This is a genomic window from Shinella sp. 20P9.1.1, from assembly GCF_057798995.1.
Genome location: NZ_JBYOLC010000002.1, coordinates 413,963 through 440,648, shown reverse-complemented (window position 1 = coordinate 440,648; position 26,686 = coordinate 413,963). Strand labels below are relative to the sequence as shown.

General features: G+C 62.0%; 24 protein-coding genes. 3 read left to right on the top strand and 21 right to left on the bottom strand.

Annotation, left to right across the window (positions count from 1 at the left end; all coding sequences use genetic code 11):
- Positions 1-15: 15 nt before the first annotated feature.
- Complete coding sequence (gene folD / locus AC27VQ_RS05745; RefSeq protein WP_488715529.1) at positions 16-906, bottom strand: bifunctional methylenetetrahydrofolate dehydrogenase/methenyltetrahydrofolate cyclohydrolase FolD; 891 nt, start codon at positions 904-906, stop codon at positions 16-18.
- Positions 907-1,442: 536 nt separating this feature from the next.
- Here folD and AC27VQ_RS05740 point away from each other — a divergent pair.
- Entirely contained in the window at positions 1,443-2,252 is an 810-nt protein-coding gene (locus tag AC27VQ_RS05740; RefSeq protein ID WP_421594312.1) for a WecB/TagA/CpsF family glycosyltransferase, read from the top strand.
- A gap of 106 nt (positions 2,253-2,358) precedes the next feature.
- On the opposite strand, the gene AC27VQ_RS05735 is transcribed toward AC27VQ_RS05740, so the two are convergent.
- The 20 genes from AC27VQ_RS05735 to AC27VQ_RS05640 form a co-directional block, all read right to left on the bottom strand.
- Positions 2,359-2,889: a hypothetical protein gene (locus tag AC27VQ_RS05735; RefSeq protein ID WP_313523625.1), complete on the bottom strand. Its 531-nt coding sequence runs from the start codon at positions 2,887-2,889 to the stop codon at positions 2,359-2,361.
- Positions 2,886-3,254: a hypothetical protein gene (locus AC27VQ_RS05730; RefSeq protein WP_421594311.1), complete on the bottom strand. Its 369-nt coding sequence runs from the start codon at positions 3,252-3,254 to the stop codon at positions 2,886-2,888. Before AC27VQ_RS05730 ends, AC27VQ_RS05735 begins: the two co-directional genes overlap by 4 nt.
- A 15-nt stretch (positions 3,255-3,269) precedes the next feature.
- On the bottom strand, positions 3,270-3,827 hold the full coding sequence (locus tag AC27VQ_RS05725; RefSeq protein WP_421594310.1) for a rod-binding protein: 558 nt from the start codon (positions 3,825-3,827) through the stop codon (positions 3,270-3,272).
- Positions 3,828-4,106: 279 nt separating this feature from the next.
- The gene (locus tag AC27VQ_RS05720; RefSeq protein ID WP_117368233.1) at positions 4,107-4,505 is read right to left on the bottom strand and encodes a hypothetical protein; all 399 of its coding nucleotides are present in this window, start codon (positions 4,503-4,505) and stop codon (positions 4,107-4,109) included.
- A 2-nt stretch (positions 4,506-4,507) separates the two neighbouring features.
- Entirely contained in the window at positions 4,508-5,260 is a 753-nt protein-coding gene (gene fliR, locus AC27VQ_RS05715) for a flagellar biosynthetic protein FliR (protein WP_313523618.1), read from the bottom strand.
- Entirely contained in the window at positions 5,257-7,344 is a 2,088-nt protein-coding gene (gene flhA, locus AC27VQ_RS05710) for a flagellar biosynthesis protein FlhA (protein WP_313523616.1), read from the bottom strand. The genes fliR and flhA overlap by 4 nt, the downstream gene beginning before the upstream one ends.
- Before the next feature lie 140 nt (positions 7,345-7,484).
- Complete coding sequence (gene fliQ / locus AC27VQ_RS05705; RefSeq protein ID WP_117368229.1) at positions 7,485-7,751, bottom strand: flagellar biosynthesis protein FliQ; 267 nt, start codon at positions 7,749-7,751, stop codon at positions 7,485-7,487.
- Entirely contained in the window at positions 7,748-8,176 is a 429-nt protein-coding gene (gene flgD / locus AC27VQ_RS05700; RefSeq protein ID WP_313523612.1) for a flagellar hook assembly protein FlgD, read from the bottom strand. Before flgD ends, fliQ begins: the two co-directional genes overlap by 4 nt.
- The gene (flbT, locus tag AC27VQ_RS05695; protein ID WP_244760987.1) at positions 8,170-8,616 is read right to left on the bottom strand and encodes a flagellar biosynthesis repressor FlbT; all 447 of its coding nucleotides are present in this window, start codon (positions 8,614-8,616) and stop codon (positions 8,170-8,172) included. Before flbT ends, flgD begins: the two co-directional genes overlap by 7 nt.
- Entirely contained in the window at positions 8,613-8,963 is a 351-nt protein-coding gene (gene flaF, locus AC27VQ_RS05690) for a flagellar biosynthesis regulator FlaF (protein ID WP_313523610.1), read from the bottom strand. Before flaF ends, flbT begins: the two co-directional genes overlap by 4 nt.
- Positions 8,964-9,001: 38 nt before the next feature.
- A complete protein-coding gene (locus AC27VQ_RS05685; RefSeq protein WP_313523609.1) occupies positions 9,002-10,057 on the bottom strand; it encodes a flagellar hook-associated family protein in 1,056 nt (351 codons plus the stop codon).
- Between the two features lie 3 nt (positions 10,058-10,060).
- Entirely contained in the window at positions 10,061-11,506 is a 1,446-nt protein-coding gene (flgK, locus tag AC27VQ_RS05680) for a flagellar hook-associated protein FlgK (RefSeq protein ID WP_313523608.1), read from the bottom strand.
- A 43-nt stretch (positions 11,507-11,549) separates the two neighbouring features.
- A complete protein-coding gene (locus AC27VQ_RS05675) occupies positions 11,550-12,749 on the bottom strand; it encodes a flagellar hook protein FlgE (protein WP_421594306.1) in 1,200 nt (399 codons plus the stop codon).
- Positions 12,750-12,860: 111 nt separating this feature from the next.
- Positions 12,861-13,535, bottom strand: a complete 675-nt coding sequence (gene rem, locus AC27VQ_RS05670) for a transcriptional activator Rem (RefSeq protein WP_117368215.1) — start codon at positions 13,533-13,535, stop codon at positions 12,861-12,863.
- A gap of 280 nt (positions 13,536-13,815) precedes the next feature.
- Positions 13,816-14,394 (bottom strand): transglycosylase SLT domain-containing protein, encoded by a 579-nt coding sequence (locus AC27VQ_RS05665; protein WP_313523602.1) that lies wholly within the window; start codon positions 14,392-14,394, stop codon positions 13,816-13,818.
- Positions 14,318-15,820: a flagellar hook-length control protein FliK gene (fliK, locus tag AC27VQ_RS05660; protein ID WP_488715528.1), complete on the bottom strand. Its 1,503-nt coding sequence runs from the start codon at positions 15,818-15,820 to the stop codon at positions 14,318-14,320. Before fliK ends, AC27VQ_RS05665 begins: the two co-directional genes overlap by 77 nt.
- Positions 15,817-17,142 carry a chemotaxis protein MotC gene (motC, locus tag AC27VQ_RS05655; protein WP_488715572.1) on the bottom strand — a complete coding sequence of 442 codons (1,326 nt, stop codon included), beginning with the start codon at positions 17,140-17,142 and terminating at the stop codon, positions 15,817-15,819. The genes fliK and motC overlap by 4 nt, the downstream gene beginning before the upstream one ends.
- Positions 17,143-17,151: 9 nt before the next feature.
- On the bottom strand, positions 17,152-18,366 hold the full coding sequence (locus AC27VQ_RS05650) for a MotB family protein (protein ID WP_488715527.1): 1,215 nt from the start codon (positions 18,364-18,366) through the stop codon (positions 17,152-17,154).
- Positions 18,363-19,019 carry a hypothetical protein gene (locus AC27VQ_RS05645; RefSeq protein ID WP_488715526.1) on the bottom strand — a complete coding sequence of 219 codons (657 nt, stop codon included), beginning with the start codon at positions 19,017-19,019 and terminating at the stop codon, positions 18,363-18,365. The genes AC27VQ_RS05650 and AC27VQ_RS05645 overlap by 4 nt, the downstream gene beginning before the upstream one ends.
- A 314-nt stretch (positions 19,020-19,333) precedes the next feature.
- Positions 19,334-20,302: a flagellin N-terminal helical domain-containing protein gene (locus AC27VQ_RS05640; RefSeq protein ID WP_313523593.1), complete on the bottom strand. Its 969-nt coding sequence runs from the start codon at positions 20,300-20,302 to the stop codon at positions 19,334-19,336.
- 709 nt (positions 20,303-21,011) lie between these two features.
- Here AC27VQ_RS05640 and AC27VQ_RS05635 point away from each other — a divergent pair.
- Together AC27VQ_RS05635 and AC27VQ_RS05630 are read left to right on the top strand one after the other, a co-directional pair.
- On the top strand, positions 21,012-24,443 hold the full coding sequence (locus AC27VQ_RS05635) for a beta strand repeat-containing protein (protein WP_488715525.1): 3,432 nt from the start codon (positions 21,012-21,014) through the stop codon (positions 24,441-24,443).
- 190 nt (positions 24,444-24,633) lie between these two features.
- Positions 24,634-26,679 carry an O-linked N-acetylglucosamine transferase, SPINDLY family protein gene (locus AC27VQ_RS05630; RefSeq protein ID WP_488715524.1) on the top strand — a complete coding sequence of 682 codons (2,046 nt, stop codon included), beginning with the start codon at positions 24,634-24,636 and terminating at the stop codon, positions 26,677-26,679.
- The last annotated feature ends 7 nt before the right edge of the window (positions 26,680-26,686 follow it).

Sequence of the window (26,686 nt, the reverse complement as noted above, 5' to 3'; positions counted from 1 at the left end):
TTTATGTTCGCGCGATTAAAACTTCGGCGGCGTCCTGCCTGCCTTGCGATAGGCGGCGATGACGGTGTTCGCCATCAGCATGGCGATGGTCATAGGGCCGACCCCGCCCGGGACCGGCGTGATGACACCGGCAACCTTGGCGGCTTCCTCGAAGGCGACGTCGCCGACAAGGCGGGTCTTCCCCTCCGCCGTCGTGATCCGGTTGATGCCGACATCGATAACGGTGGCACCCGGCTTCACCCAGTCGGCCTTCACCATTTCCGGACGGCCGACGGCGGCCACCAGGATATCGGCATTGCGGCAAACGCCGGCAAGATCTTTTGTCCGCGAATGGGCCGTCGTCACCGTCGCATTGGCGGCGAGCAACAAAGCCGACATCGGCTTGCCGAACAGGTTCGAGCGGCCGATCACCACTGCGTTGAGACCGGAAAGATCCTCGCCATGGGTGCGGCGCACGAAAACCATGGCGCCGGCCGGCGTGCAGGAGACGAGACCGCCGTCGAGATCGCCCGTCGCCACCTTGCCTGCATTGACGACATGCAGGCCGTCGACGTCCTTCTCCGGCTTGATCGACTGGATGATCGGATCCGAATTCAGGTGCTTGGGCAGCGGCAGCTGGACGAGGATGCCGTGGATGGTCTCGTCGGCATTCAGCGTCTCGACGAGAGCGGCGAGCTCTTCCTGCGTCGTCTGCTCCGGCAGCGTATGCTGGATGGAGTTGAAACCGCATTCCTTCGACATGCGGCTCTTGGCACCGACATAAGCGTGGCTTGCCGGATCATCGCCGACGATGACGACGGCGAGACCGGGCTTGACGCCGGCCTCGTTTTCCAAGGTCACGGTCGCGGCCTTCACGGCGTCAATCACGGAAGCGGCAACCTGCTTCCCATCGATAATGGTGGTCACATTTCTCTCCCTGATGAATTGCGCTCACTTTAGGAGCGCGGCTGCACGGCGGGATGGCCTCTTAACGCCCTATGCTGTCCAAAACGCATAAATTCAAGCGTCCCGTTTTGCAAACGCCCCGCCCAATTCGTTAACACCCGTTTTCCTGTCAGCCTTGAGAGGGCGTTTGGGCGGCATGAGAGAACCAATCAGATGCCCGCATAAGTCTTTTTTTGAAGCACCCGTCGCAAATATTTTTACCCGGAAAGGCCCGAAAGCGATGATGACAACGCAGGAAAAACAATATTTTTCAGTGAGATAACATAGGCGGAACGTGCATGGTTAGCAAAGGATAAAAGCACCCCGCCGCCTTCTAACGAATTCCTTAAAAGCCCTTTCAGGCGGGCTTGTTACACCGGCTTCCAGCAGCACAAGTATTGCGGGAGCAGCATGAAGCCCTTTCCCACATTCCCCGATGACAGCGCCATCCGGCGGGCCATGACGGCCGGCCGGTCCGGTCGCCAGACGTGCGGTGTTACCGCGAGAGGGGCCCTGTCATGAACCTCGTGTCAGGCAACATCGTCACTGCACAACGCGACATTCTCGGTCTTCCCGTCTGCGAACTCAGCTGGGCCGACGCCTTCACCTTTGCCGAAGAGGTGGCGACCATGCCCTTCGGCCAGACCGTCATCGCCTTCATCAACGCCAACAATGCGAACCTGATGATGCGCGATCCGGAATACCGCGCCGTGCTCGAGCGCCAGGTCGTCTTCCCCGACGGCCACGGCGTCGACATCGCCTCGATGGTGTTCCACGGCCGCAAGTTTCCGGCAAACCTCAACGGCACGGATTTCGTTCCAGCGCTCTTGACCTATATCGCCAAGCCGATGCGCGTCGCCCTGATCGGCACCCGCCAGTCGATATTGACGCGTGCGACGGAAAACTTCCGCCGCCACGCACCATGGCATGAATTCATCCCGATTTCCGACGGTTTCTTCGACCGGGCGAAATCCGACGAAATCATGGAGCAGGTGCGCGAGGCCAATGTCGATATACTCCTGGTCGCCATGGGCAGCCCGGCGCAGGAGAAGTGGATCGACCGCCATGTCGGCCCCGGCCATGCCCGGCTGGTGCTGAGCGTCGGCGCGCTATTCGATTTCGTGGCCGGCGACGTGCGCCGCGCGCCGCTCGGCATCCGCAAGCTGCGCCTCGAATGGCTCTACCGGCTGATGCAGGAGCCTGGCCGCCTTTGGCGACGCTATGTGATCGGCAATCCGCTCTTCCTCTACCATGTCATGCGCTACAAGCTGTCAGGCATGGTGGTGAAGCGACCTGCCGACGAAACGATGGAAGCCGGCACGCGGTAGAGTCTTTTGTTTTCATTTGTCTTTTCGGGAAAACCGGTTCCCACTTTTCCCTGACAAACTCTCGCGGCCGGCTCCCTCAAAAACTGCCTCAACTCAGCGGCGGACCTTAGTGTCCGCCGCTTTTTTCTGCCGGCTTCACCTCGGGCACCTCGCCCTTCAGAAGCGTAACGCCCTTCTTGGGCGCCGGATCCTCGATGGAGGCGGTGGTGATGTAATCGATCTGCTCGACATAGACCTCCGCAATGACATCAGCGCCGAAGCGGCGATTGAGCCCTTCCTTCACGACGCCCCTGAAGGCATCGAGATCGAAATTTCCGGTCGCTGTCACATCGATCATCTTCTTACCGACCAGCAGCGTATAGAGCTCGTCCGTGATCGCCTGCGGCAACGGAACGACCTGCTTGGCCGCCAGCTCCTTGTTCGCCTTGTAGGCGAGTTTGGTGAGCAGATAGCCGTTGACGCCTCCTTCCCCAATGACTGGCACGGTCGTCGTGTAGCCGGTGACGAATTCCATCGCGGCTTCGCGCGCCGCGGCTTCCTCGTCGATCTTGGGAGCCGAGGCCATCTTCAGCGAAAAATATACGGCGGCGAGCGTGACGGCGAGGACCCAGACGCCGGTGCCGATGAGCTTGATCATGTACCGTAACCCAGGCGGAACTGTTCCTGAGAATAGGTGCCGTCAGCCTCGAGGTCCTGCACCGCATTCTTCAAGATGGAGACGACCTCACGCACGGCATCGAGATGGGCCGAGACGCGCTGGGCATTGGTGGCGAGCTTTTCGCGCACCCGGCCGAGCTGCGGCGAGAAACTTTGCGGAACCTCTTCCGGGCGCACGTCGCGCGTTAGCATGGCCAGCTCATAGAGGCAGCGGCTCTTGTGGGCATTCGACGTCGGCAGATCGAATTCGGGATCGCGGCCGATATTGACGTTTTCGTTGTCGATGATGGTTTCAAGCCGACCGAGCACAGAGCGGATTCGGATTTCGTTGCTTGCCTGTTCCATTTTGTTGTTCTCCGCTTATGCCGTTTTCTTGTGGTCTTTGATGCCGGGCGTCAGGTCGGCGAATGCCTCGCGCTGCAAGGCCTGCACCATGCCGGAGGCGACACGGTCGGGATCGTTGTCCTTGGCGCCGCCCGAGATGCCGCTCTTCTTGGCGAGCGCCTCGGCAATGCCGATGCCGCCGCCCTTGCCGAGCGCTTCGCCCAGCTGATCGGCCATCATGCCACGCCACATTTCGCCGGCCGTGCCTTCGCCGTAGATCTGCTCGCTCTCGCTCGGCATCATCGATTTCACGAAGTTCTGCAAAACCATCGTTTCGAACTTGCGCAGATGTTCCGGTACAGCCGCCTTGCCGCCGACGGCGGAAACACCGTTCGACGCCGCAGTCGCGCCAGCAGAATCACGATTGAGAATGGTGCCGACGGCGGCCTGGAATCCGGCGCCTGCTTCGGCAAGACTGGTCGCTTCGAAGGAAGCGCGGTTCGATTTCAGCTTGGCTTGCGCTTCCTGAACCTGGGTGGGATCGGCAGCGCGCACGACATCGAGCACCAGATCGCTGGGGGGAGTAATTGCCACGTCTCAAAGCCTTTCAGGTAAATCCTGCGAGCCGGACCCGTCCTCATGGCGGTCCGCCGGCCTCATGACCATCGGGACATCGGTCTGCCCGAACTGCACATCGCAGCCGCTGCGGCAAATCTCTTCATCGTCCGTGAGAAGACTATCGCTGCTCAACCTTACGGGAGGCTGGTGGCGGATGACGATGCCGTGACGGCGGCGTATCCGGAATCCAATTTGAGGCAAGCTTGATCGGATGCGTGCAAAACGCCTTTTTCTTCCAACGGCTTGGAGAAGGCGTCAGTCGTCGCCACCCTTGTAGGCGATGTGCTGGTCGATCAGATCGTAGATGGCGTCGTCCGCCGCCTCGCGCTCTTCGGCGCTGCGGGCTTCCTTCATATGGTCTTCCATGCGGTCGCCCTTGGTGCGCTCGCGCACCACACGCATCTCATGCATCTGCTGGACGTTGGCCAGCATCTGGTCCTGCTGCTGCAACCGGCTGTACTGGCCGGAATAGTGGCGCGAGAAGCTGCGATGCACGGGGTTCAGAGAATTGATCGCATCGGCGACCGCATCCATTGTCTCGGCAGCTTCCTGGCGCTGGCGCGTGGTATTGGCAAGATCGATCTCCGCCATCTTTTCGAGATGCCGCTGCACCGTCACGAGACGTTTGAGCTTTTCCGACCGGCTCTGCGCCATCGCTATTCTCCCCTGAAGACCGGAATGAAGCCGCTCGCGAAAATCTCAAGCAGCGAGGAGATGCCGAAATAGAGCAGGAACAAGCCGCCCATGATGATGAAGGGCAGCGAGACGAAGTAGATCGGAATCTGCGGCGCAAGCTTGTTGATCAGGCCGACAGAGACGTTGAACACGAGGCCGTAGAGAATGAACGGGCTCGCCAGCCGCAGCATGATCATGAAGGTCTGGCTGAGCGTGTCGGTGAGCGTGATCAGCGCGCTCTGCGGATTGAAGCCGGCGCCGATCGGCATGACATTGTAGGATTCGATCAGCGCCCGCATGACGACATGGTGGAAATCCAGCATGAACAGCACGAGCAGGCCGGCAAAGGACAAGAGGTTCGTCAGCTGGTTTTCCTGGGTGTCTTCCAGCACATCCGGTGTCGGCGGCGCGTTGAAGCCCATCATCATGGTCAGCACCGTGCCGGCAAATTGCAGGCCGAGCACGTAGTAGCGGGCGATCAGGCCGATGGCCGCCCCCGTCAGCGTTTCGAAGGCGATCATCGAGAGATAGCCGTCGAGATCGCCAGTGGCGCGCGGATAGATGACATCCCACATGATGGGCAGCACGCCCATCGAGATGGCGATCGCCAGGAAGAGGCGAATCTGGATCGAAATACGGGCCGAAGAAAAGCCCGGCAGCAGCATGAAACACCCGCCGACACGGCAGAAGGCGGCGAACAGCGCCAGCACCGTGCCCTGCGGGTCGGTTATCATGAAATCGAGCCGAGGATCTTGATCTCGATGCCCTTGGCGAGCTCGACATGCGAGAGAACCGGCAATGTTGCAAACAGGCGTTCGATGATCATGCGCACATAAGAGCGGGATTCGGGCGACGTGACCAGTACAAAGGGCGTGCCGCGGTCCAGAAACTCGCGGATAACCCGGGTCGCCTGTTCGGAAAACTCTTCGAGCTGGCGCGGGTCGATGTCGAACTCGACGATTTCGCCCTTGCTGTCGCGCTTCAGCGCCTGGTGGAACACCATGTCCCATTTGTTGCCGAGACGCAGCACCGGCAGCACGCCGTTGTCGGTCAGATCGCCGCAGATCTGCTGGGCCATGCGGATGCGGACATGCTCGACGATCTGCTCGGTCTTGCGCACATGCGGTGCGAGTTCGGCGACTGCTTCGAGGATGAGATGCAGGTTGCGGATGGAGACGCGCTCGGCGAGCAGCAGCTTCAGCACGGCCTGAAGACCGGAATAGGACATGTGCGACGAGCAGATCTCGTCGGCAAGCTTGCGGTATTCCGGGTCGAGGCGCTCGATCAGCACCTTGACGTCCTTGTAGGAGAGGAGCTGCGGCAGGTTGTTGCGGATGACTTCCGACAGATGCGTCAGCACCACCGAAACGTTGTCGATCGGATGGAAGCCCTCGCGGCGCAGGTCTTCGGCGAAGGTTTCCAGGATCGAGACGGCCGGCATGCCGAAGGCGGGTTCGCGGATCTCGTCACCCGGCACGCTCGGCTTGCGCCCGCCCCCGGTGACGACCAGCACTTCGCCGACGCGCACGATGTTTGAGGCGATCGTCGTGCCGTGGATGCGGATCTGATAGGACTTGTCGGGAATGGCGATGTCGTCGGAAACCTTGATTTCCGGCACGACGAAGCCGTATTGCCCGGCGAATTTCTTGCGCATCTTGCCGACGCGGAAGGCCAGTTCCTGGTGCGCGCCGAGAAGACGGGTGGAGACCTGCTTGCCAAGCAGCAGTTCGATCTCGGCGGTCTTGAGCACCGACTTGACCGAATCCTTCTCCTGGTCGCGCGTCGCCTGAACCTGCTGGGCTTCGGCAGCACGCTTGACCTGGTTCTCGGCCTCGATGCGGCGCGGGATGATCCAGCCGCCGAAAGCCATCAGGCCGCCGAGCACCATGAAGGGCAGGAAGGGCAGGCCCGGCATGAGGGCGAGCATGATCATCAGTCCTGCGGCAACGAGAAGCGCGCGCGGATAGCCGGAGAGCTGGTTGATGACCGCCTGGTCGGTGGAGCCCGACGTGCCGCCGCGCGAGACGATGAGGCCTGCGGCAAGCGAGACGATGAGGGCCGGGATTTGCGAGACGAGACCGTCGCCGACCGAGAGCTTGACGAAGACGTCGGCGGCTTCGCCGAGTTCCATGCCGTGGCGGAAATAGCCGATGATGATGCCGCCGAACACGTTGATGGCGGTGATGAGCAGGCCGGCAATGGCATCGCCGCGCACGAATTTCGAGGCACCGTCCATCGAACCGAAGAAGGAGCTTTCCTCTTCCAGCTCGCGGCGGCGCAGCTGCGCCTGCTTCTCGTCGATGAGGCCGGCCGAAAGGTCGGCGTCGATCGACATCTGCTTGCCGGGGATCGCATCGAGGGTGAAGCGCGCGCCGACTTCCGCGATACGCGTCGCACCCTTGGTGATGACGATGAAGTTCACCACGATCAGGATCATGAAGACGATGAGACCGATGACGAAGTCGCCGGACATGACGAGGCTGGCGAAACCGGCAATCACGCCGCCCGCCGCATCGTGGCCCTCGTTGCCATGCGAGAGAATGACGCGCGTCGTCGCGATGTTGAGCGACAGGCGCACCATGGTGGCGATGAGGAGGACTGTCGGAAAGGCCGAGAAATCGAGCGGCCGCTGGATCCACAGCGAGACCATCAGGATCAGGACCGAGAAGGCGATGGAAAAGGCCAGGCCTATGTCGATCATGAAGGCCGGGATCGGCAGGAAAAGGATCGACAGGATCGTCAGGATGCCCACGGCGAACGCGACATCGCGACCGCTGGGGCTGACCTTCGGAAGGTTGATTGCCGGAACTTGCGCCATCTTTATGCTTCCCGTCTCATCATGAGAGGCGGCGGCGCGGAACATGCGTCGCCCATTTCACCCGATGACCTACAGGGCGAAGCTTGCGCGAGGATGGGGAAAGCCACGCCGGTAAGGCGTGAAGCGCGACTGGAGGCGCGCTAGAACCCGCTCTGGATGCGGGAGAAGACGAGATCCGTGAAGATGGAGATCTGGGCGCCGATGAAGGGCGCCGAAATGGCGATCGCAACGAAGATCGCCAGGATTTTCGGCACGAAGGTGAGGGTCATTTCCTGCACCTGCGTCAACGCCTGCACGAAGGCGATGGTGACGCCGACGATCATGGCGGCAAGCACAGCCGGTCCGGAGGCCACGACGACCGTCCAGATGGCTGCCTGCGCTATGTCGAGGGCATCTGCCTCATTCAAGTCTTGGTTTCGCTTATCTTCACGCCCGGTCCGATGACGAGTTTCTCGCCCGAATCAAGCTTGGCTACGATACCGTCGTTGTATAGCGTCACTTCCTTGACGACACCAGTAATCTTGCCGTCCTCGCTGGTGACGGTGCGACCGATCACGGAGTTGGCTTCCTGCAGCGACGTGCGCTGCAGCAGGCTTTCGAGGTTCTTGTTCGTCTTGATGGTCTGCTCGACCTGCGAGAAGGTCGCGAGCTGCGCCATCTGCTGGGCCGAATCCATCGGCTCGGTCGGATCCTGGTTCTTCATCTGCGCTACGAGCAGCTTCAGGAAGCTCTCATAGTTCAGCGTCGCCGACTTTTCGGCGGTCGTCGCTTCGCTGCCCGTCGCGACCGGAGTGGACGTGGCGCTGCTTGCGGCGCCGACCGGGGTTACCATGGTGCGATCTCCCTGCGGATCTGCTCGATCGTGGCGGGCGCCATTTCCTGGTTGTTGAGAATGCGGTCCTCGATCGGGTAGAGACCGCGGATCGCCTTCAGCGCCTCGAAGGCGCGGCCCTGCGTGACGAGTGCATCGACGCGCTTCAGCTCGGCAAGCACCTCTTCGTTCTTGAAGCACGAGAGCAGCATGATGACCGACTTGCGGAACATGGCGATCGACTGCTCGGCGCCTTCCGGATTGATCAGCGCCATCTGCGCGATGAAATAGAGCTGGCGAAGCGGGGTCGTCGCCTGTTCCGGCTGCAGAACGTGATTTTCCAGAAGGAAGGTCACGTCGTTGAGGAATTCGATCGCCACCTTGCGATCAACCCGCAGAACGGCGCCGTTGACAAAAATGCGTTCCCCAGACTTCAGCGATATACGCAGCGTACTTTTCATTTGATTCCATCCTTGATGATGGTTGTAATGTCGATAATGCCCTGGAAATTCTTGGATTCGCGTTTGCGGATCTTTTCGATTTCCTTGAGAATCCAGATTGCGATCGAGATCAGATTGGCCCTGAGTTCGTCGTCGAGCTGGTTTTCCGGATTTCCGAGATCCTCGATGAACCGGATCCAAACGCGACGCGTGTAATAGACGGCCTCGACCGCTTCCTTGCCGTAGGTTCCGCCGGCCGCGATTGCAGCTTCCAAAAGCGCAACAGACCGTTCGAGGACCTGCCGTTCTCGATCTTTCGAGACGGCGACGCCCTCCTCCATGATCTCGGCATATGAAAACTGGTACATTCAGACATCCTTCATGTGTGTCCGTATCCTCTGCTTCATCAGAGGTAGTTCAGCAGGCTCAGGTTCTGGATCCGCGAGGTGAGCGTGTAGGCGAGCGAAAGCTGCGATTCGAGCGTGGTCACGCGTGTCGCCGCCTCGTAGGTATCGATGCCTTCCATATCCTTGATGCTGGTGCTCAAGATGGTGACCTGGGCGTCGAGAGAGGTGTTGGCCTGGGTCACGCGGGATTCGGAAATGCCGAGCTTCGAGCGTTCCCCGTCGATGCCGGAGACGGCGCGGCCCATATAGTCGATCGCTGCATCACTCACGACCTTGCGGGACGCCTCGGAAATATTGAGTGCCAGGAGTTCCTTGCCGATCACCAGACCGAGCGCCATGTGGCGCATGCCGTCCACATTGGTGTTGGTCGAGCTCTGCACCGTTTCGGAGGCGCTGATGCGGCTGTTCATGTTCTCGTCAGACGCGTTCGACCAGTTGTTCTCCCAGTCCACGCCCATGAAGCTCGTCTCGAGCGAGTCGACAAATGACTGCATGTCCGTGGGGTCGATGGTCGAAACAGCCGCATCGGTCTGGTCGAAGCCGAAATGCGCCAGGAAAGCGGCGTCGAAAGCGGTCTTCGCATCCGACACGGGCGATGTCTGGGCATAGTCGTTGAACGGCATCACGTCGGAATTGATGCCCGCGAACAGGTATTCGCCGCTGAAGGAGGTGTTGGCCGCCGCCGTGAAGGTCGACAGCGCCTCGCCGATATTCTTCTGGGCAAGCTGGAGCTGGTCGGAGGAGGTGATGCCGGAAAGCGCGATGAGCACGCCCATGGCGTCGTTTGCCGCCGTCGACATCTGGCCGAGCGCGGCCTGGGAGGCGGCAAGGCGCTGCGTCGTCAGGGCGTTGGTGCTCTTCAGCGATTCCATGCGCTGCAGGTCGCGGTGAAGGTTCAGCGTGCGGGCGGTCTTCGCACCCAGCTCCGCGCCGACATCCGCATGACGGCCCGTCACGGACTCTTCCTGGACCTTCAGCATCTCCTTCTGCGCGCTCGCAACCGTGATGCGCATCGCGTTCTGGAGGGACATGTTGGAAACGAAAGAAGCCTTCATAGCTTAGCCTGCCGCCTGGAGAAGCGCGGTGATCATCTCATCGACCGCCGATACGAGTTTTGCCGAGGCCTTGTAGGACTGTTCGAGATCGAGAAGCAGCGCCAGCTCTTCGTCGAGACTGACGGAGGTCACGTTCTGGAGCGCTTCCTGCGTACGGCCAAGCAGCGCCGCCTTGTCGTCGCCGGCCGTGGTCGCCGCGCTTCGCAACTGTTCCAGCCAGCCGACCGAGCCTGTCGAGAAGGCGAGGATCGTTGCCGTCGTGTCGATCGCCGCATCCGCATCGAAGGTCATGGGCGTTTCGAACGCCGCCGCATAGCTCTTCAGCAGATCAGAGAAGCTGGCATTGTTGCCGGTATTGAACGTATCGTTGATGCCGTCACGCAACAGCATGGCGTTGCCGCCCTGGCTTGTGATGACGGCGGGATTGACCTTGATCACCGCACCGAGACCGGGCGAATTGACCGTCGGAATGCCGCTCCAGGTGAAGAGGCCGTCCGTGTCGACGAAGGTGCCCGAGCCTGCTGGCGTCTCGATGCTCTCCGAGAACATCGAGATCAGGCCGCGCGAGATTTCGTCGAGCTGGTTCTGGAAAACCGGGGCTGCTTCGTCGCGCAGCTGCAGCAGGGCTGCGATCGATCCCTGGGCGCTGGTGTTGCCGCCGGCACCCGCCTGGACGGCGACGCCATCGATATAGATCTGGTTGCCGGTGACCGCCGCCGTATAGGTCGGGGTCGACGTGAAGGTGACCGTGCGCGGCTCGGTCTCGAAAAGCACCGTGCCGTCGCTGGTATAAAGTGCAAGGTCGTTGTTCGTACGCTTCAGCGTGCTGACGCCGACGATCTGGGAGATCTGCGTCAGAAGCTTGTCGCGCTGGTCGAGCGCGTCATTGACGTCGGTGCCGGCGGCCGTGCCCTGCTTGACCTGATCGTTATAGGTCTTGAACTCGGCGAGCAGACGGTTGAGTTCCGTCACGGCAGTGCCGATATCGGCATCCGCCTCGGCGCGCATCTTCTGCACGGCAAGCGACGTGCTGTTCAGCGAATTAGCGACGTCGGTGGCATCGGCCACCACCGTCTCGGCAAGCGAAACTTCGTTCGGCTTGTCGGCGAAGGCCTGGAGATTGTCGCGCAGCTTGGAAAGATAGGTGGACGGGGCGAGTTCGTAGTCCTCGCCGCCGAGCATCATCTTCATGTTGGTCAGCCCCGTCAGGAGCGTATCCTGCGCGGACGACTTGGAGATGCTGAGGAGGTTCTGCTTCAGCAAAGCCTCGTTCTGGGCCCGCTGCGTTTCGACGACGGAGGCACCCGTTGCGGCCGTGGCGAGAACCGCCGACCGGCGCGCATAGGCCGCGTCGCTTGCATTGGCAATGTTCTTCGACGCGACGGCCGATTGCAGGCCTACGTTCGAAAAGCTCGACTGAGCAGTCTTCATTGCTGTTGAAAGCGACATCGGATTTACCTAACTCTCGACTGCGCGCGGGGTTCAGGCCGCATTATCTCTTCAGGTTGACGAGCGTTTCCATGAGTTCCGAGCCGGTCTGGAAGACCTTCGAATTCGCCGTGTAGTTACGCTGCGATTCGATCATGCTCGTCAGTTCCTCGGCGATATCGACGTTGGAATCTTCGAGCGCACCGGAAATGATGCTGCCGTAGCCGTTGCTGCCGGCATAACCCATGACGACGACGCCCGAATCGTTGCTCTGCGAGTAGACGTTGCCCGGCAGGGGCTTGAGGTTGTCGGGGCTCTGCACCGAGGCCATGGCGATACGGTATTTCGGGGTCAGTTCGCCATTCGAATATTTCAGCGAGAGAACGCCGTCGTCGCTGATCTCGTAACCGGTGACCTTGGCGGCCGCGTTGCCGTCGATCTTGCCGTTGGAGACGCCGAAATCGGAGGCGAGCTGGGTGGAGCCGCCGATGCTGATTTCCAGCGAGGCGAGGTTCGCACCGCCGGTGGCCAGCGCGCTGGTCGTGATCGTTGCCGGCGACGGCGACAGGAGCTTGCCGTCGGTGCCGAAGACCATGGCAATCGGGCCGGCGATAGACGTGCCGTCGTAGGTCGCCTCGACCGTCCAGTTGTTGTCCGACACCTTGGTGTAATTGAATTCGATCAGACGCGAATTGCCCTGGCTGTCATAGGCCTTGAGCGAGGTCTTCTTCTCGAAACCGTCAGCCGCATTCGACGGCAGGTTGACGTCGAGCGCGCCCTCGGTCGAACCCGTGGCGCTGAGTTCGCCGGAGGAAAGGTTGATCTCTTCCAGACCGTCGAAGCCGTTGACGACGATCGTCGGATCCTCGGTCGAGGAATATTCGTAGCCCATCAGCGTGAAGCCGGCGGAGTTCTGCAGCGAGCCGTCGTCCATCGGGGTGAAGGCGCCGGCGCGGGTCATGTATTCCTGGCCGTCGCTGCCCTTGACGATGAAGAAGCCCTTGCCGTTGATGGCGAGGTCCGTCGACGACGTCGTGTAGGTGAAGGTGCCCTGCGAGGCGATGGAGTAGCGCACGTCGGTGGTCACGCCGCCGGAATTGTAGGCGCCGCCCGTCGCGGGCAGAATCAGCGAGGAGAACTGGGTCGAGGCCTTCTTGTAGCCCGTCGTGTTCGCATTCGCGATGTTGTCGGCAACCGTGCTCAGGCGGTTCGCCTGGGCGTTCATGCCGGAAACACCCGTTCTCATCGTACCGTAAAGGCTCATATCAAATCCCCGTTCGTCTCGTCACCTAGACCCTATGGGACGGGCCTTGCGTGAAGCTGGCTGCAATGTGCTCCGGCGGGGTCCGCCTTCCCCGCCGGAGCACAAACTTTTTCAGCCCTGCCAATCGATGCAGTAGCCAAGGAAGCGCTTGGAATCGATCGGGTCGAAACCGAGCTTCTTGCGCAGCTTCTTGCGCAGCTTGCTGATGTGGCTTTCGACCACGTTCTCTTCGACGTCCTCGTCGAAAATGCCGTAGATCGCGTTGAAGATCTGGGTCTTGGAAAGCCGGCGGCCGCGGTTGGCGACCAGATATTCCAGGATGCGGCGCTCGCGGCGCGGCAGCGGAAAGATCTCGTCATTGATCTCGGGATCGCGACCATCGGAGAACACCCTGATAGGGCCGATCTCGGTGAAATTGGTGAGCGCCTTCAGGCGACGCCGGATGGCCGCCGCACGGGCCAGGATCTCACGGGGATGAACCGGCTTGCGCACGACGTCGTCGACGCCGCTGTCGAACAGCGCAAGGGTGTTTTCGAGCGACGGTGTATCGCTGACCGCGATGACCGGAGCCTGCGAACGATCCCGGATCGCCCGCGGCAGTTCCATGCCGTGCTGGCCCTGACCGATCAGGAATGCCTCGACCGCATCGATGTCGGAATCGGCAGCGGTGTTGACCCACTCGCCGAACTCACGAGGGTCGAACCCCGTCGAGGGTACGCCCTCGCGACCAAAAAGAGAAGTATAGCCGTCTTTCACGAGCTCGCGCTCATCAACCACTACGATCATTCGTCCGCCTCCGAATCAGTGTGGTGCTTCGTTCAGGCAGTGGTACGAATCGGGCGAATCACCGGCAACTAGAGAAAGTGACTGGGTGAATTTAACAGTTGATTAAGAATTTCGTGCCGATTTGGTCTACATATAGTAGCTTATCCGGGACTACGCCACAATTTTACGGTGGAAAAGTTAACAAAGGTTAACGCTGCGCCTTGCCATGCCAAAACAGGGCGCATTCCTGCCACATTACGGCACAGGCCGAATAGGCTCAAAATATCAACTTTTAATAGAATTACTGGCAGAACGTTTTCGCGTTCGTCGTCCAGCTTCCATAGCCCGTCGCAACCAGATTGGCGATCACCCGGCAAACATAACGCTTCTGCGCGGGGTCGTTGTTCGGGCCCGCATGGTAGCGGGCGACAGCCATGGTCCAGGTCTCATGCCTGGCGTGGAGACGCGCAAGGAAGGACGCCGCATATTCGACATTCTTGCGCGGGTCGAACATTTCCGCCGGCGACGCGAACTGGTCGCCGTGGAAATGGTGGTTGATCTGCATGCAGCCGAGGTCGATCAGCTTGGCGCCGTGCGCCCGCGCCGCCTGGAAGGCTTGTAACGCCTCCTCCTGGTTCCGGCCAAAATAGGCCTTGCCCTCGATATTCATGGCATAGGGCTGCAACGATCCCTTCCGGCCGGTCTCGGTGAGACCGACGGAATAGAGGATGCCGGCCGGGATATCGTATTTCGCGGCAGCGGCGAGGATCTCGCGCTCGCAGCTGCCCGCCGATGTCGCCGCCTCAGAGGTAGACGCCGCCAGAGCGCACAGGCTGGCCGCCAGCGAGACCAGAAGCGTTTTCCGACGTGTTGCCGTCATGGGAGGTTCCTTCGCCTGCGAAAGTGCGTGTGCCGTCGCCATTGCCGCCCTGGCGGCCGTTACCGCCCTCACGGGCCTGTGGCTGACTGGAGAACTGCTGCTGTTGCTGTGAGGACTGTCCGTCGCCCTGCTGCGTACCGCTGCTGCGGTCGGCCGGCGTCAGCTGGACGCTGACCTGATCGACAGCGAAGCCCTGGCCGCGCAGCGCCTTGACGATGGCGTCCTGATCGTCGCTGAGCTGACGATAGGCTTCGCCCGTCTCCACCTGCAGCGAAACGACCAGCGCATCGCCATGCAGGCGCAGTGTGGCCGTCACCATGCCGAGGTCGATCGGCTTCATCTGGATCTTCAGCGTATTTACGACCTTGCCGGTCACCGCCTCCTCCGAATGGCTGAGGCCGCCGGTGGAGCTGAGCGATGCCGCCCAGTTCGGATCCTGCGCGATGGCTGTCGTCACCGCGCCGGCATTGCCGGTCTGCGCCAGGCCGATGTAGCGGCGGGAATCGAGCACGGTCACCGTCTCGGCCTTCGCGGCTGCCGTCTGGCTGGCATCACGTACGTTTGTGCGCTCGCCGGTGCCCGAAATGCTCATATCGAGATCCCGGCCCTTGCCGTCGGCGCGGATCAGCCGGAAGAGCTGGTCCGTATCCGACTCGGGCACTTCGCCAGCTTCAGCCGTATCGGCGAGCAGCGCGGCGTCCGCATTGGCAGTTGCCTTACCATCAGCCTTCGTGGTGAGGGCGACCTCGGCCTTCGCCAAGTTCTTCTCGCCCGCCTGCCCCTTCACATCCGGCATCATACCGGATGCCGCCACCTGGGCGGCAGCGCCATTGATGACGGATTGCGGAATGGCAGCAGGCGTGGTCAGCATTTCGAGCAGATTGCCGGCATCGCTTTCGGCGGGAGCTTCGTCAACGGTCTTGGCGTCCGTAACGTCCTTGGAATCGCCACGCGCCACCCGAAGCTTATCTTCCTCCTCATGCTTGGCCTTGGGCTCGTCGCCCTTTTTCGTAGCGGCCCCGCCAGCCTCGTGGTCGTCAGCCCGCGTCTTGTGGAGCGGTGCCCCCTTCTCATCCTTATGCGGACCAAACTGCTCTTCAAGAGACGTCTTTCCCGTCTTGGCAGATGACGAGGCGGCGCTCGCTTCCTGCAAGGCCTCTGCGAGTGCGGTTAGGTCCCGCGGGATGCTAGTGCGCGTCTCGGCGGTCTGCTCGATCTGGATCTGGCTGCGGCCGGTCTCGGCAATAGAGATGCGCCCGCCCTTGCGACCGCTCTCGCCATCGCCGGCTTTACCTTGCAGGCTGGCCACCGCGTTGGCGAACGAGCTCTTTTCCGCGGTGTCCGCCGTCTTACCGTGGGCCGCCTTGCTCTTGGAGGACGTCTGTCCCGGCACGACGCCGTTAATACCGTTGCCGATGGTGCTCAACTGCCTTCTCCTTTCAAGAGCGCGTCGATCGCGTCGAGCTTGGACCGGCCGCTCGACACGAAAGTGTCGAAAGCCGGATCGATGCCCGCCTTCTCCTGCCGCTCTTTCTTCTCCGTCTCAGGCTCGGCGGCTGCGACCGGGGTCTCCTCCGCGCCTGCGCGCGGATCCATATTCCGGTCTGCCGTTTCGGCCTCACTCAATCCGTCATAGGAAGGGTCTTCACCTTCCACCGGAAGGGCTGTCTGCGTTTGCGGCACGCTCTCTTCCACTGCGGCCGTCTCCGGCGCCCGCAACACTTCCTCGGCCACCGCCTTCGCCGCCGCCTTCAATGCCCGGTCCTTCGGCGAAAGCTTGTCGTCGGGAATGGCGGCAATCGCCTCCATAGCCGAGGCGACGTCACCCGACGGCACGGAAGCGAGCCCCGAATAGAGATCCGCCAGAACCTTGGGTACGCTTTCGCCGTCGTCGGACAGCATTTGCGCCCGTGTGGCGGCGAGCGTCGCGAGCTTGTTCTTGCCGGTGATGGCTGCAAGGCGCGCCATGCGCAGATAGACCTCGCGCTGGCGCGGCACGTCCATGAAGGAGAGAACCTCCAGGATGTCCTCTTCCTTGAGTTCATCGAAATGATCGACGGCCAGCTTCACGAACAGATCGGCAAACTGGCTGGCATAGGGCGAGCCAAGGTAGCGGCGCGCATAGCGATTCGCATAGATCATGCTCTTGTCGATCCAGCCGGCTTCGCTGGTGATGAAGATCGAGCGGCGCAACGCCGCCTCCTCGACGATCGTGCCCGGCGCGACGAGCCTCGCCCAATCGAAATAGGTCAGCGCCAGCGCCGGGTCCTTGCGGATGACCGAATTGGCCGACACAAGCGCGAGGTAAGGCCCGACGCGCGACCGCTTGTATTCCGGAAAGATTTCCGCGAGCGATTTGACGCTCTGCGTGCCGCGGCCCGAGAGATAGGCGCGCAGCGCATCCGTCAGGCGGGAATCAAAATGCCCGTCGACATCCTTCTTGATCAAGAGCTCCAGCGTCTCGGGATTGCCGCCGCTCATCGCATAGACGAGGGCCGCATCCACATTGCGCGGATCGTCGAAGACGGAGGGCTCGGCCGTGCGCAGCCGGTCGTCGATGGTGGTCAGCAGGAAACGCTGCATCTCCATGGCCGAGTGATCGCCGAGCACCACCGTGTCCTGCACATATTGCAGCGACCGGATCATCTTGTAGGGCGCGATATCATCGGGGTTTTCCGCACGCGCGGATGCACCGGCACCGAACGCTGCGCAGAAGACCGTACCCGTCAGGAGAAGGCGGCGGAACAGGCCCATCGATCAGCCGCCCTCGGCCTGGATGAGGATTTCGATACGACGGTTCGCATCGGCCATGGGATCGGACGGCACCTTCAGGCGCCGGTCGGCGAAGCCCGTGACCTGGCTCACGCGCTTTTCCGCAAGCCCGCCGCGCACCAGCATGTAATAGGCGCTTTGCGCGCGATCCATGGACAGGCGCCAGTTGTCGTTCTTGCCGCCAGCGAAGGGCCGTGCGTCGGTATGACCGCGGATGGCGATGGCGCCGGGGCGGCTTTCGAGGATCTTGCCGATCTTCTCCATGGCCAGCACCATCTCGCGCTTGGGCAGCGCCGAGCCGATGTTGAACATCGGCGTGTCCATCTGGTCGGTCAGGCTGACGAGCAGGCCACCCTCGGCGGGCGTCACGGTCAGGCCTTCCGCCAGTTTGCCGAGCGTGCCGATCTGCTGGGTGATCTCGGCCTTCAGCTTGCCAGCGTCGTCGTCTTCCTTGGTCTTCTTCTCGTCGGCCAACTTTTCGGCTTCGGCCTTGTCGGTTTCGGCTTTTGCAGCCTCCGCCTTCTTTGCATCATCCTTGGCAAGCGCTTCCTGCACGGTCTTGTCGCTGGCGACGGCGACCTGCTGGCTTGCCTTGCCTTCGCTGCCGTTGCTGGTCGCCTGGGAAATGTCCACCTGCTGCGTCCAGAAGTCGGGATCGAACGGGTCGCGATAGGCTTCGCCGCCATCGGCGCCGGTTGCCGGGCCGGAATTGGCCGCACCGCCTTCGCCCTTGGCGCTGACATTGGCCTGCTGGCCGACTTCCTGCGCGATCTCCGACAAGACCGAATAGGGGTTCTCGAAGAAGTTCGCCTCGGAGTTCTTCGTCTCTTCGCCCGCCGTGGTGCTTTCGTCCTTGCCGCTTTCGGCGCCGTTGCCGGCGGCCTTCTTCTGGCCGGCCTCCTTGGACTTGTCCTGCGTCGCCTCGCCTTCCGCGCTGTTGGCAGGTTTCTTCACCGATTTGTCGGCCGGCTTGTCGTCGGTCAGCTTGATCGGGTTGAAATAGGCGGCGACGGAGGCCTGCGTCTTCTCGTTGGCGGCATTGACGAGCCACATCACGAGGAAGAACGCCATCATGGCCGTCATGAAGTCGGCATAGGCGATCTTCCAGGCGGCCGAATGGTGGTCGCCGTCATGGTCGCCATGGCGCTTGACGATGATGATCTCGTTCTTGCCGTGGTGGTGATTTTCGCCTTCGCTCATGCAAGCACCTTGCGTACGGTATCAGCCCAGGCTGCCATCCGTGTTACCAGGACGGTTTCGCCATACTCCACCGTCAAATCGACATCCTGCGTCTCGACATGCCGGAAGACCGGCGCGGGGTCGTCGAAACGCGCTTTCAACTGTTCGAAGAGGTTTGCCGGCCCCTTCACCGTGATGGTCACACCCTCGCCATCCTGCAGCCCTTCGGTGATCATGCGCGCGAGATCGGCGACGGCACCCTTGGTCAGGATCTGGTTCATGACGGGTGCCAGCACCTGCGCGGTCTGGGCGGCGACGACATCGGCAACCTCGCCCGTCAGCATCGAGAAGCGTTCGGCGAGCGCCCTGGCATAGTCCTGCTCGTAGCGCAGGCGCAGCGTTTCCAGTTCGGCCTTGTGCGCCTCTTTCAAGGCATCCATCTCGGCGTCGAACCTGGCATGAAGCTCGGCCTCGGCCTCCGAGCGTCCCTCCGCGAAGGCGGTGGCCCGTTCGGCCTCGATATCGACCGGCGGCAAGGCGAGCGGCATGGCGAAGGGTTCGGCGGTCGCGGCACCTTCGTCCTCAGTGCCGAAGCTCGGCGGCTGGAAGGTCGGCGCCTTGGCGCGCGGCGGTGCGCCGAAATCCTTCAGGTAGCGGGCGAGTTGTGCGCTCATGCGCCCTCTCCCTGCTTTGGTGCGTGCCCGGCAAACGCAAACGAAACCCGGCGGATGAACCGCGGGCCGCTCGAACGCCTGCTCTCGAAAACACTGGAACCTGACAACACCGCTGACCTATCTCCACGGACACAGCGCCTTCCGGGAGGCGAAAGGCACACAATCTTCCTGATCGTGCCACCGAACCTAGGCGTTCAAACTTGTGCGAGGATGAAGATGAAGGGTGTTGGGCCGCGCCAGGGCAAATCGCGCGGCCCAACCGCCCGCCCCGGCCGATGACCAACGGCCGGGTGGATTTCGAGGTCTTGCCGCGCTTACTGGCGGAAGAGCTGGAGGATGTTCTCGGCGCTCGAATTGGCGATCGAGAGCGACTGAATGCCGAGCTGCTGCTGGGTCTGCAGCGCCTTCAGGCGGGTCGATTCCTCGTTCATGTCGGCGTCGACCAGACGGCCGATGCCCTTGTCGATCACGTCCCCGAGGGTCGCGACGAAGCTTTCCTGCATCTCGATGCGCGTGGTGATGGCGCCAAGCGTGGAGGCGGCGTTGGTCAGGTTCTTCAAAACGAAGTCCGTGACGCTGATCATGCCGTCGATTTCCTCATAGGTCGTATCCGCCCTGAGACTGACAACGGTATCATCGGTAGGATCGCCGAGAGCGTCCATATTGATGATGGAGTACGGGCCATAGCTTGGCGGATCCGTCATGACGTCGGAAAGGTCGATCGGCTTGGTGAGGTAGCCCTGCTCCGGCGTTTCGATATCGATCAGCACGGAATTTGCGGTATCGAAGTCGAGCGTGGCGACCTTGACGTTGCCGTCGGCACTGCGCACGAAGGACGCGACCACGGATTTGATACCGAGCGCGTCCGTGCCCGTATTATAAAGCCAGTTCTCGCCGGAGAAGGATGCCGACTGGGCGGCGGAGATGAGCTGGTTCTTCAGTTCGGTGATTTCATCGTTGATCTTCGTCTTGTCGACGCCCGGTTCGCGCGCGGCGACCAGCTTGGCCTTGATCTCGCTCATCACATCGATGACGTTTTCCAGCGAGGTATAGGCGGTGTCGACCTTCGCGGCACCGAGGCCCAAGGCGTCGGCGACGGTCGAGATCGCGCGGTTGTCCGACCGCATTGTGGTCGCGATCGACCAGTAGGCGGCGTTGTCGGCGGCGGTTTCGACGCGCAGGCCGGAGGAGACGCGTGCCTGTGTCGTTTCGAGGCCGTTGTCGATGGAACGGAGGGTCTGCAGCGCCGCCATGGCGGCGGAGTTGGTCAGAATGCTGGTCATTGGACTTACCCTGAATGTGTGTCGGGGGACATGCCGGAGTAAGCGGGGACCGGTAACGAGGAGAGTGCTCATGCATCCGGCGCCGCTCGTTTGCCCTGGGCGCCAGTCCATCGTTCTTAATGAAGGGTTAACGGCGAATGGTTAACAAATGGTTAATGCCGTTAACGCTTTAGCAAGGAACATGAAAAAAGGATTACCATTCGGCGGCAAGTTCTGGCTACAGAAGCCCCAATTTCAACCTTTAGGCGATCTCGCCGCCTGCTGGCGATGCCCGGAAGTGGCACAAAGCCGTACCAAACCGGCAAACTTGCGTATCATTCCCATCCAAAACGTATCGAAGATTGCAAGGATGTGTTGCATCGCGTTAACGTATTTTTAGAACTTGCTGCTTAGAACTTTCACTAGTTGTAAGAGTAATACCCATCCGGGTTCTTACGACCCTGGCGTAGGGATCGGAGCCGAGATACGGCTCCGGAAGCATGATGCCCTTCCGATGCGCTGGCTCGTTCGAGTCATGTTCCAAGTAAACATTGAATCGTCCGTCAGGACACCCGAATTGCATCGCCAATAGCGGGTCCAAACGGACGTCAACGCTGCAGCAAGCGCAGGACATGCTGAGTCTTCCGTGACGGGACCGTGCCGGGCCTTTCGCGACGTCGACTCGCAGGGACATGACGTTTGTGGACAGCCAACCATCAAGGGCGCGTTCATGACTTCAATCGTTACATCTCTCTCGATCAACCAGATCAAGGCGCTTTCGTCGACCGCGATCCAGAACCTCACCACAACCGACATCGCGGCTCTGAGCTCGACGCAGATCAAGGCTCTGAGCTCGACGCAGATCGCCGCGCTCGAATCCGACGACATCGCCACGCTGTCTTCCACGCAGCTCAGCGCCGTCACCGCCGCCGCGATCACCGGCCTCACCCTTTCGCAGATGGACGCGCTCAGCGCGACCAACATCGTCGGCCTCAGCTCGACCCAGATCAACGCGCTCAGCACGGCGCAGGTCGCACAGCTCGACAGCGACCAGGTCGACGCCCTGACGTCCACGCAGATCGGCGCCCTCAGCGCCGCCGCCATGGGCGTGATGGCTTCGGACGAAATCGCGACCTTCACCTCGGATGAAGTCGCCGCCATCTCCACCAAGGTTCTGGCGCAGATCTCTACCGACGCGATCGCCAATTTCAACAGCGAACAGCTCGGCGCCCTCTCCTCCAAGCAGATCGCCTCGCTGACCTCTGCCCAGGTTGGCGTTCTCACCTCCGACCAGGTCGCAGGCCTGACGAGCGGCCAGGTTTCGGCCCTCACGGTAAAGCAGGTTGCTGCTCTCTCCACCGACGCCGTCAAGGCACTCGACAGCGACCAGATCGCAGCCCTGACCGCCAAGCAGGTCGCCGCCCTGTCGACCGATCAGGTTGCCATCCTGGACTCCGATCAGGTTTCGGCCCTTTCGAGCACGCAGATCGCTGCCCTCAGCGCCGCTGCACTCGGCACGATGGCTTCGGACGAAATCGCGACCTTCACGACGGATGAAGTTGCCGCCATCACCACCAAGGTTCTGGCTGCCCTCTCCACCGACGCGATCGCCAACTTCGACAGCGCGCAGATCGGCGCCCTCTCCTCCAAGCAGGTTGCTTCGCTCACCACCGCACAGGTTGCCGTTCTGACGTCCGCACAGATCGACGGCCTGACGACAGCTGGCGTTGCCGCCCTGACGACCAAGCAGGTCGCCGCGATGTCGACGGATGCCGTCGTCTCGCTCGACAGCGACCAGATCGGCGCGCTCTCGGCCAAGCAGGTTGCAGCCCTCACCACCGACCAGGTCGAAATCCTGAATTCGGATCAGGTCTCTGCCCTGACGTCCACCCAGATCGCCGCCCTCAGCGCCGCTTCCCTCAACCTGATGGACTCGGACGAGATCGCAACCTTCTCGACGGACGAAGTCGCCGCCATCACCACCAAGGTCCTGGCAGCCCTTTCGACCGACACGATCGCCAACCTCGACAGCGACAAGATTGGTGCCCTCTCCTCCAAGCAGCTCGCAGCTCTCACCACCGACCAGGTGTCGAAGCTGACCTCCGACCAGCTTGCAGGTCTGTCCAGCACCAACATCTCTGCACTGACGGCCAAGCAGGTCGCCGTGCTCACGACTGATGCCGTCGCAAAGCTCTCGACCGACCAGGTGGCTGCTCTTTCTGCCAAGCAGATCGCAGCTCTCACCACCGATCAGGCCGAAGCCCTGACCTCGGACCAGGCCGGAGCCCTGACGTCGACGCAGATCGCCGCCTTCGGCGCCGTTGCTCTCGACACGATGACTTCGGACGAGATCGCAACCTTCTCGACGGATGAAGTCGCCGCCATCTCCACCAAGGTCCTGGCTGCCCTTTCGACCGACACGATCGCCAAGCTCGACAGCGACAAGATTGCCGCGCTCAGCAGCAAGCAGGTCGCAGCCCTGACGACGGCGCAGCTCGCAACACTGACGTCCGATCAGGTCGATGGCTTGACGACGGCCAACATCGTCGCGCTTTCCGCCAAGCAGATCGCCGCGATTTCGACCGACGCCATCGTCTCGCTCGACAGCGACCAGGTCGCAGCCCTCACGGCCAAGCAGATCGCGGCCATGACCACCGATCAGGTCAAGACCCTGAACTCGGATCAGGTTGCTGCTCTGACGTCGACCCAGATCGCCGCCCTCACCGCTGCCGCCATGGACACGATGGCTTCGGACGAGATCGCGACCTTCACGACGGACGAAATCGCCGCCATCTCCACCAAGGTTCTGGCTGCCCTTTCGACCGACACGATCGCCAACCTGGACAGCGACAAGATTGCCGCCCTCAGCAGCAAGCAGATCGCCGCTCTGACCACCGCACAGATCGCAACGCTGACCTCGGACCAGGTCGACGGCCTGACTTCCGCCAACATCGTTGCCCTGACGGCCACGCAGATCGTAAAGCTCACGACCGATGCCATCGCATCGCTCGACAGCGACCAGATCGCCGCCCTGACGTCCAAGCAGGTCGCAGCCCTGACCACCGACCAGGTCGAAACCCTGACGTCGGATCAGGTCGAAGCCCTCGGCAGTGCGCAGATCGCAGCCCTCAGCGCCGCAGCGCTGGGTGTGATGGAATCCGACGAGATCGCCAAGTTCACCACGGATGAAATCGCCGCCATCTCCACCAAGGTGCTGGCTGCCCTCTCCACGGCTGCTCTCGGCAACTTCGGAAGTGACCAGATCGCTGCACTCAGCACCGCTCAGGTCGCCGCTCTGACCACGGCTCAGGTCGCAAGCCTGATCTCCGACCAGCTCGATGGCCTGAAGACCGACCAGGTCGTGGCTCTGACGGCAACCCAGGTCGCAGCGCTCTCCACCGACGCCGTCGCATCGCTGGAAAGCACCCAGATCGAGGTCCTGACGTCCAAGCAGGTCTCCTCGCTCACCACCGATCAGGTCAAGACCCTGAATTCGGATCAGGTCGCGGCGCTCACCAGCACGCAGATCGCAGCCCTCAGCGCCGCAGCGCTGGACACCATGGCATCCGACGAGATCGCAACGTTCTCCACGGATGAAGTCGCAGCCATCAGCACCAAGGTTCTGGCCGGCCTGTCGACCGACATCGTGTCCTTCCTCTCGACCGATCAGGTCGGTGCGCTGAGCACCGGTCAGGTCGCCGCGCTGACGACGACGCAGGTTGCGGTTCTCTCCTCGACCCAGGTCGACGGTCTGACGAGCGGTCAGGTCGCCGCCCTGACGGCCAACCAGATCAAGTCTCTCTCGACCGATGCTCTGGCATCCTTCGACAGCGACCAGATCATCGCCCTGACCTCGACCCAGATCGCTGCCCTCAGCACCGATCAGGTGGCAACGCTGACGTCCGACCAGATCCAGGCGCTGACCTCGACGCAGATCGCCGCTCTCTCCTCCGCCGCCCTCGACGCGATGGACTCGGACGAGATCGCGACCTTCTCGACCGACGAGATCGCTGCGATCAACGTGAAGGCCCTTCCGGGTCTCTCCACGGACGACATCGCCGCCCTGGACTCCACACAGGCTCAGGCCTTCACGAGCGCACAGATCGCGGCTCTGAGCAGCTCGCAGGTCGAAGCGGTCATCGCAGCCTACAACGACGTCTGATAAAGACGCCGGAACATCGAAACGAGGCGGCGCGGCTCCAACCGCGCCGCCTTTTCGTTTGGGGCCGAACCACCCGGTTTTCCCGCAAAACGATCAGCCCGACGCAAGTCAACTCCGGTAGCAAGGCAGACGAGCTCATTGCGAGTCGTTCAACCGCCCGGCCGAAAGGCCGCCTTGCCGCAGGATGGCCATGACTGTCAGCACCCCCATCGTTCCCGATCCGAACGCAGCGCTTGCCAGCGTTCTGGGACGCGCCCGCACCCAGCAGCTTTCGCTTGCCGAACTCTTCCAGATGGCCGAGGGCCTTTCGGCCGCCGGACAGGCAGCGCATGCCATCGAGCTCTACAAGACCTGGATCGCGTTCAACGACGGCAACCCGCTGCTGCATCTGGCCTATTTCAACTATGCCGTCTCGCTGTCGAAGTCCGGCGACATTTCCGGCACGCTGAACGCACTGCGCGCCGCGCTGAAGATCAATCCGGATTTCGGCCAGGCCCATGTCAATCTGGGGCGAACGCTCGAGGATTGCGGGCTGACCGGCCAGGCCGTGCTGCAATGGCGCTCCTATGTCGACACGACCAGCGACGTCACGCCCGACCGCATCAACCACCGCCATCTCGTACTCCAGCATATCGGCCGCGTTCTCGAAGGCGCCGGCAAGCTAGAGGAAGCGGAAGCCGCCCTCTGGCAGGCGATGGAACTGCAACCACACCGCACCGAGGCCGCGCAGCACTGGATTTCGCTGCGCATGCGCCAGGTCAAGTGGCCGGTCATTACGCCCAACATCCACATTTCGAGCCGGCAGTTCATGGACGCCATGTCCTCCATGACGATCGCCTGCTACGCCGACGACCCGCTCTTCCAGCTCGCCAAGGCGCATCGCTACTGCACCGCCACCGTCGGCAGGCCGGATACGCGCGGCTTCGTGCGCAAGCCGGTCCGCCAGAAATCCGGCACCGGCCAGCGCCTGCGCATCGGCTACGTCTCTTCGGACCTGCGCCAGCACGCCGTCGGCTTTGCGCTCAGTGAAGTGCTGGAGCTGCATGACAAGTCTCAGGTGGAGATCTTCGCTTACTATTGCGGCGACCCGGCCCCGATCGACCATACGCAGGCCCGCATCAAGCAGGCCGTCGATCATTGGCGCGACATCACCAAGGTGAGTGATGTCGATGCAGCCCGCCAGATCGTCGCCGACGAGATCGACGTGCTCGTCGACGTCAACGGCTACACCAAGCATGCGCGCACGAAGATCTTCGCCTACCGGCCGGCACCTGTCATCGTGAACTTCTGCGGTTATCCCGGCTCGATGGCGAGCCCGTACCACCAGTACATGATCGCCGACGACTATATCGTGCCGCCGGAAAATGAGCTCTACTATACGGAAAAGGTCCTGCGTATCCCCTGCAACCAGCCGGTGGACCGCAAGCGCGCCGTCAATGCGCGCCCGACACGCGCCTCGGTCGGCCTGCCGGAAAATGCCTTCGTCTTCGCAAGCTTCAACGGCATGCAGAAGATCTCGGCCTCGTGTTTCTCGCGCTGGATGGCGATCCTGCTCGCGACGCCCGGCAGCGTTCTCTGGCTGCTCGTCGGTGACGACAGCGTCAATGAGCGCGTCAAGCAGATGGCCCAGCAGGCCGGCGTTTCGCCGGATCGACTGATCTTTGCCGGCAAGGTGCAGAACCCGGATCATCTGGCCCGCATCGGGCTTGCCGACCTGTTCCTCGACACCTTCCCCTATGGCGCGCATTCGACCGCCGCCGACGCGATCACCCAGGGCCTTCCGGTGCTGACCGTGCCGGGCAAGAGCTTTGCCTCGCGCTTCTGCGCCAGCATCGTCTCGGCCGCCGGCGTTCCGGAGCTGATCTGCAGCGGGCCGGAGGACTATGTGAGCAAGGCCATCGCCTTCGCCAAGAATCCCGAAAGCCTCGCCGCGATCCGCCAGTCCTTGCAGGACCAGCGCGAGACCTGCGCGCTGCGCGACATGGATCGCCTCGTGCGTCGTCTGGAAGAGCTGTTCTGGCAGATGCAGGGCGCGGCCGAACGTGGCGAAACGCCGGTGCCCGACCTGCGCAACCTCAACGTCTATTATGAAGTCGGCGCCGAGCTTGCCGCCGCCGATATCGAATTCGAAAGCGAACAGGCCTACCGGCAGCGCTATCTCGACCAGCTGAAACTGATGGATGAACACGCGCCGCTGACATCAGACGCCCGCCTTTGGAAGGGTAATGCCGGCTGATCGCCGG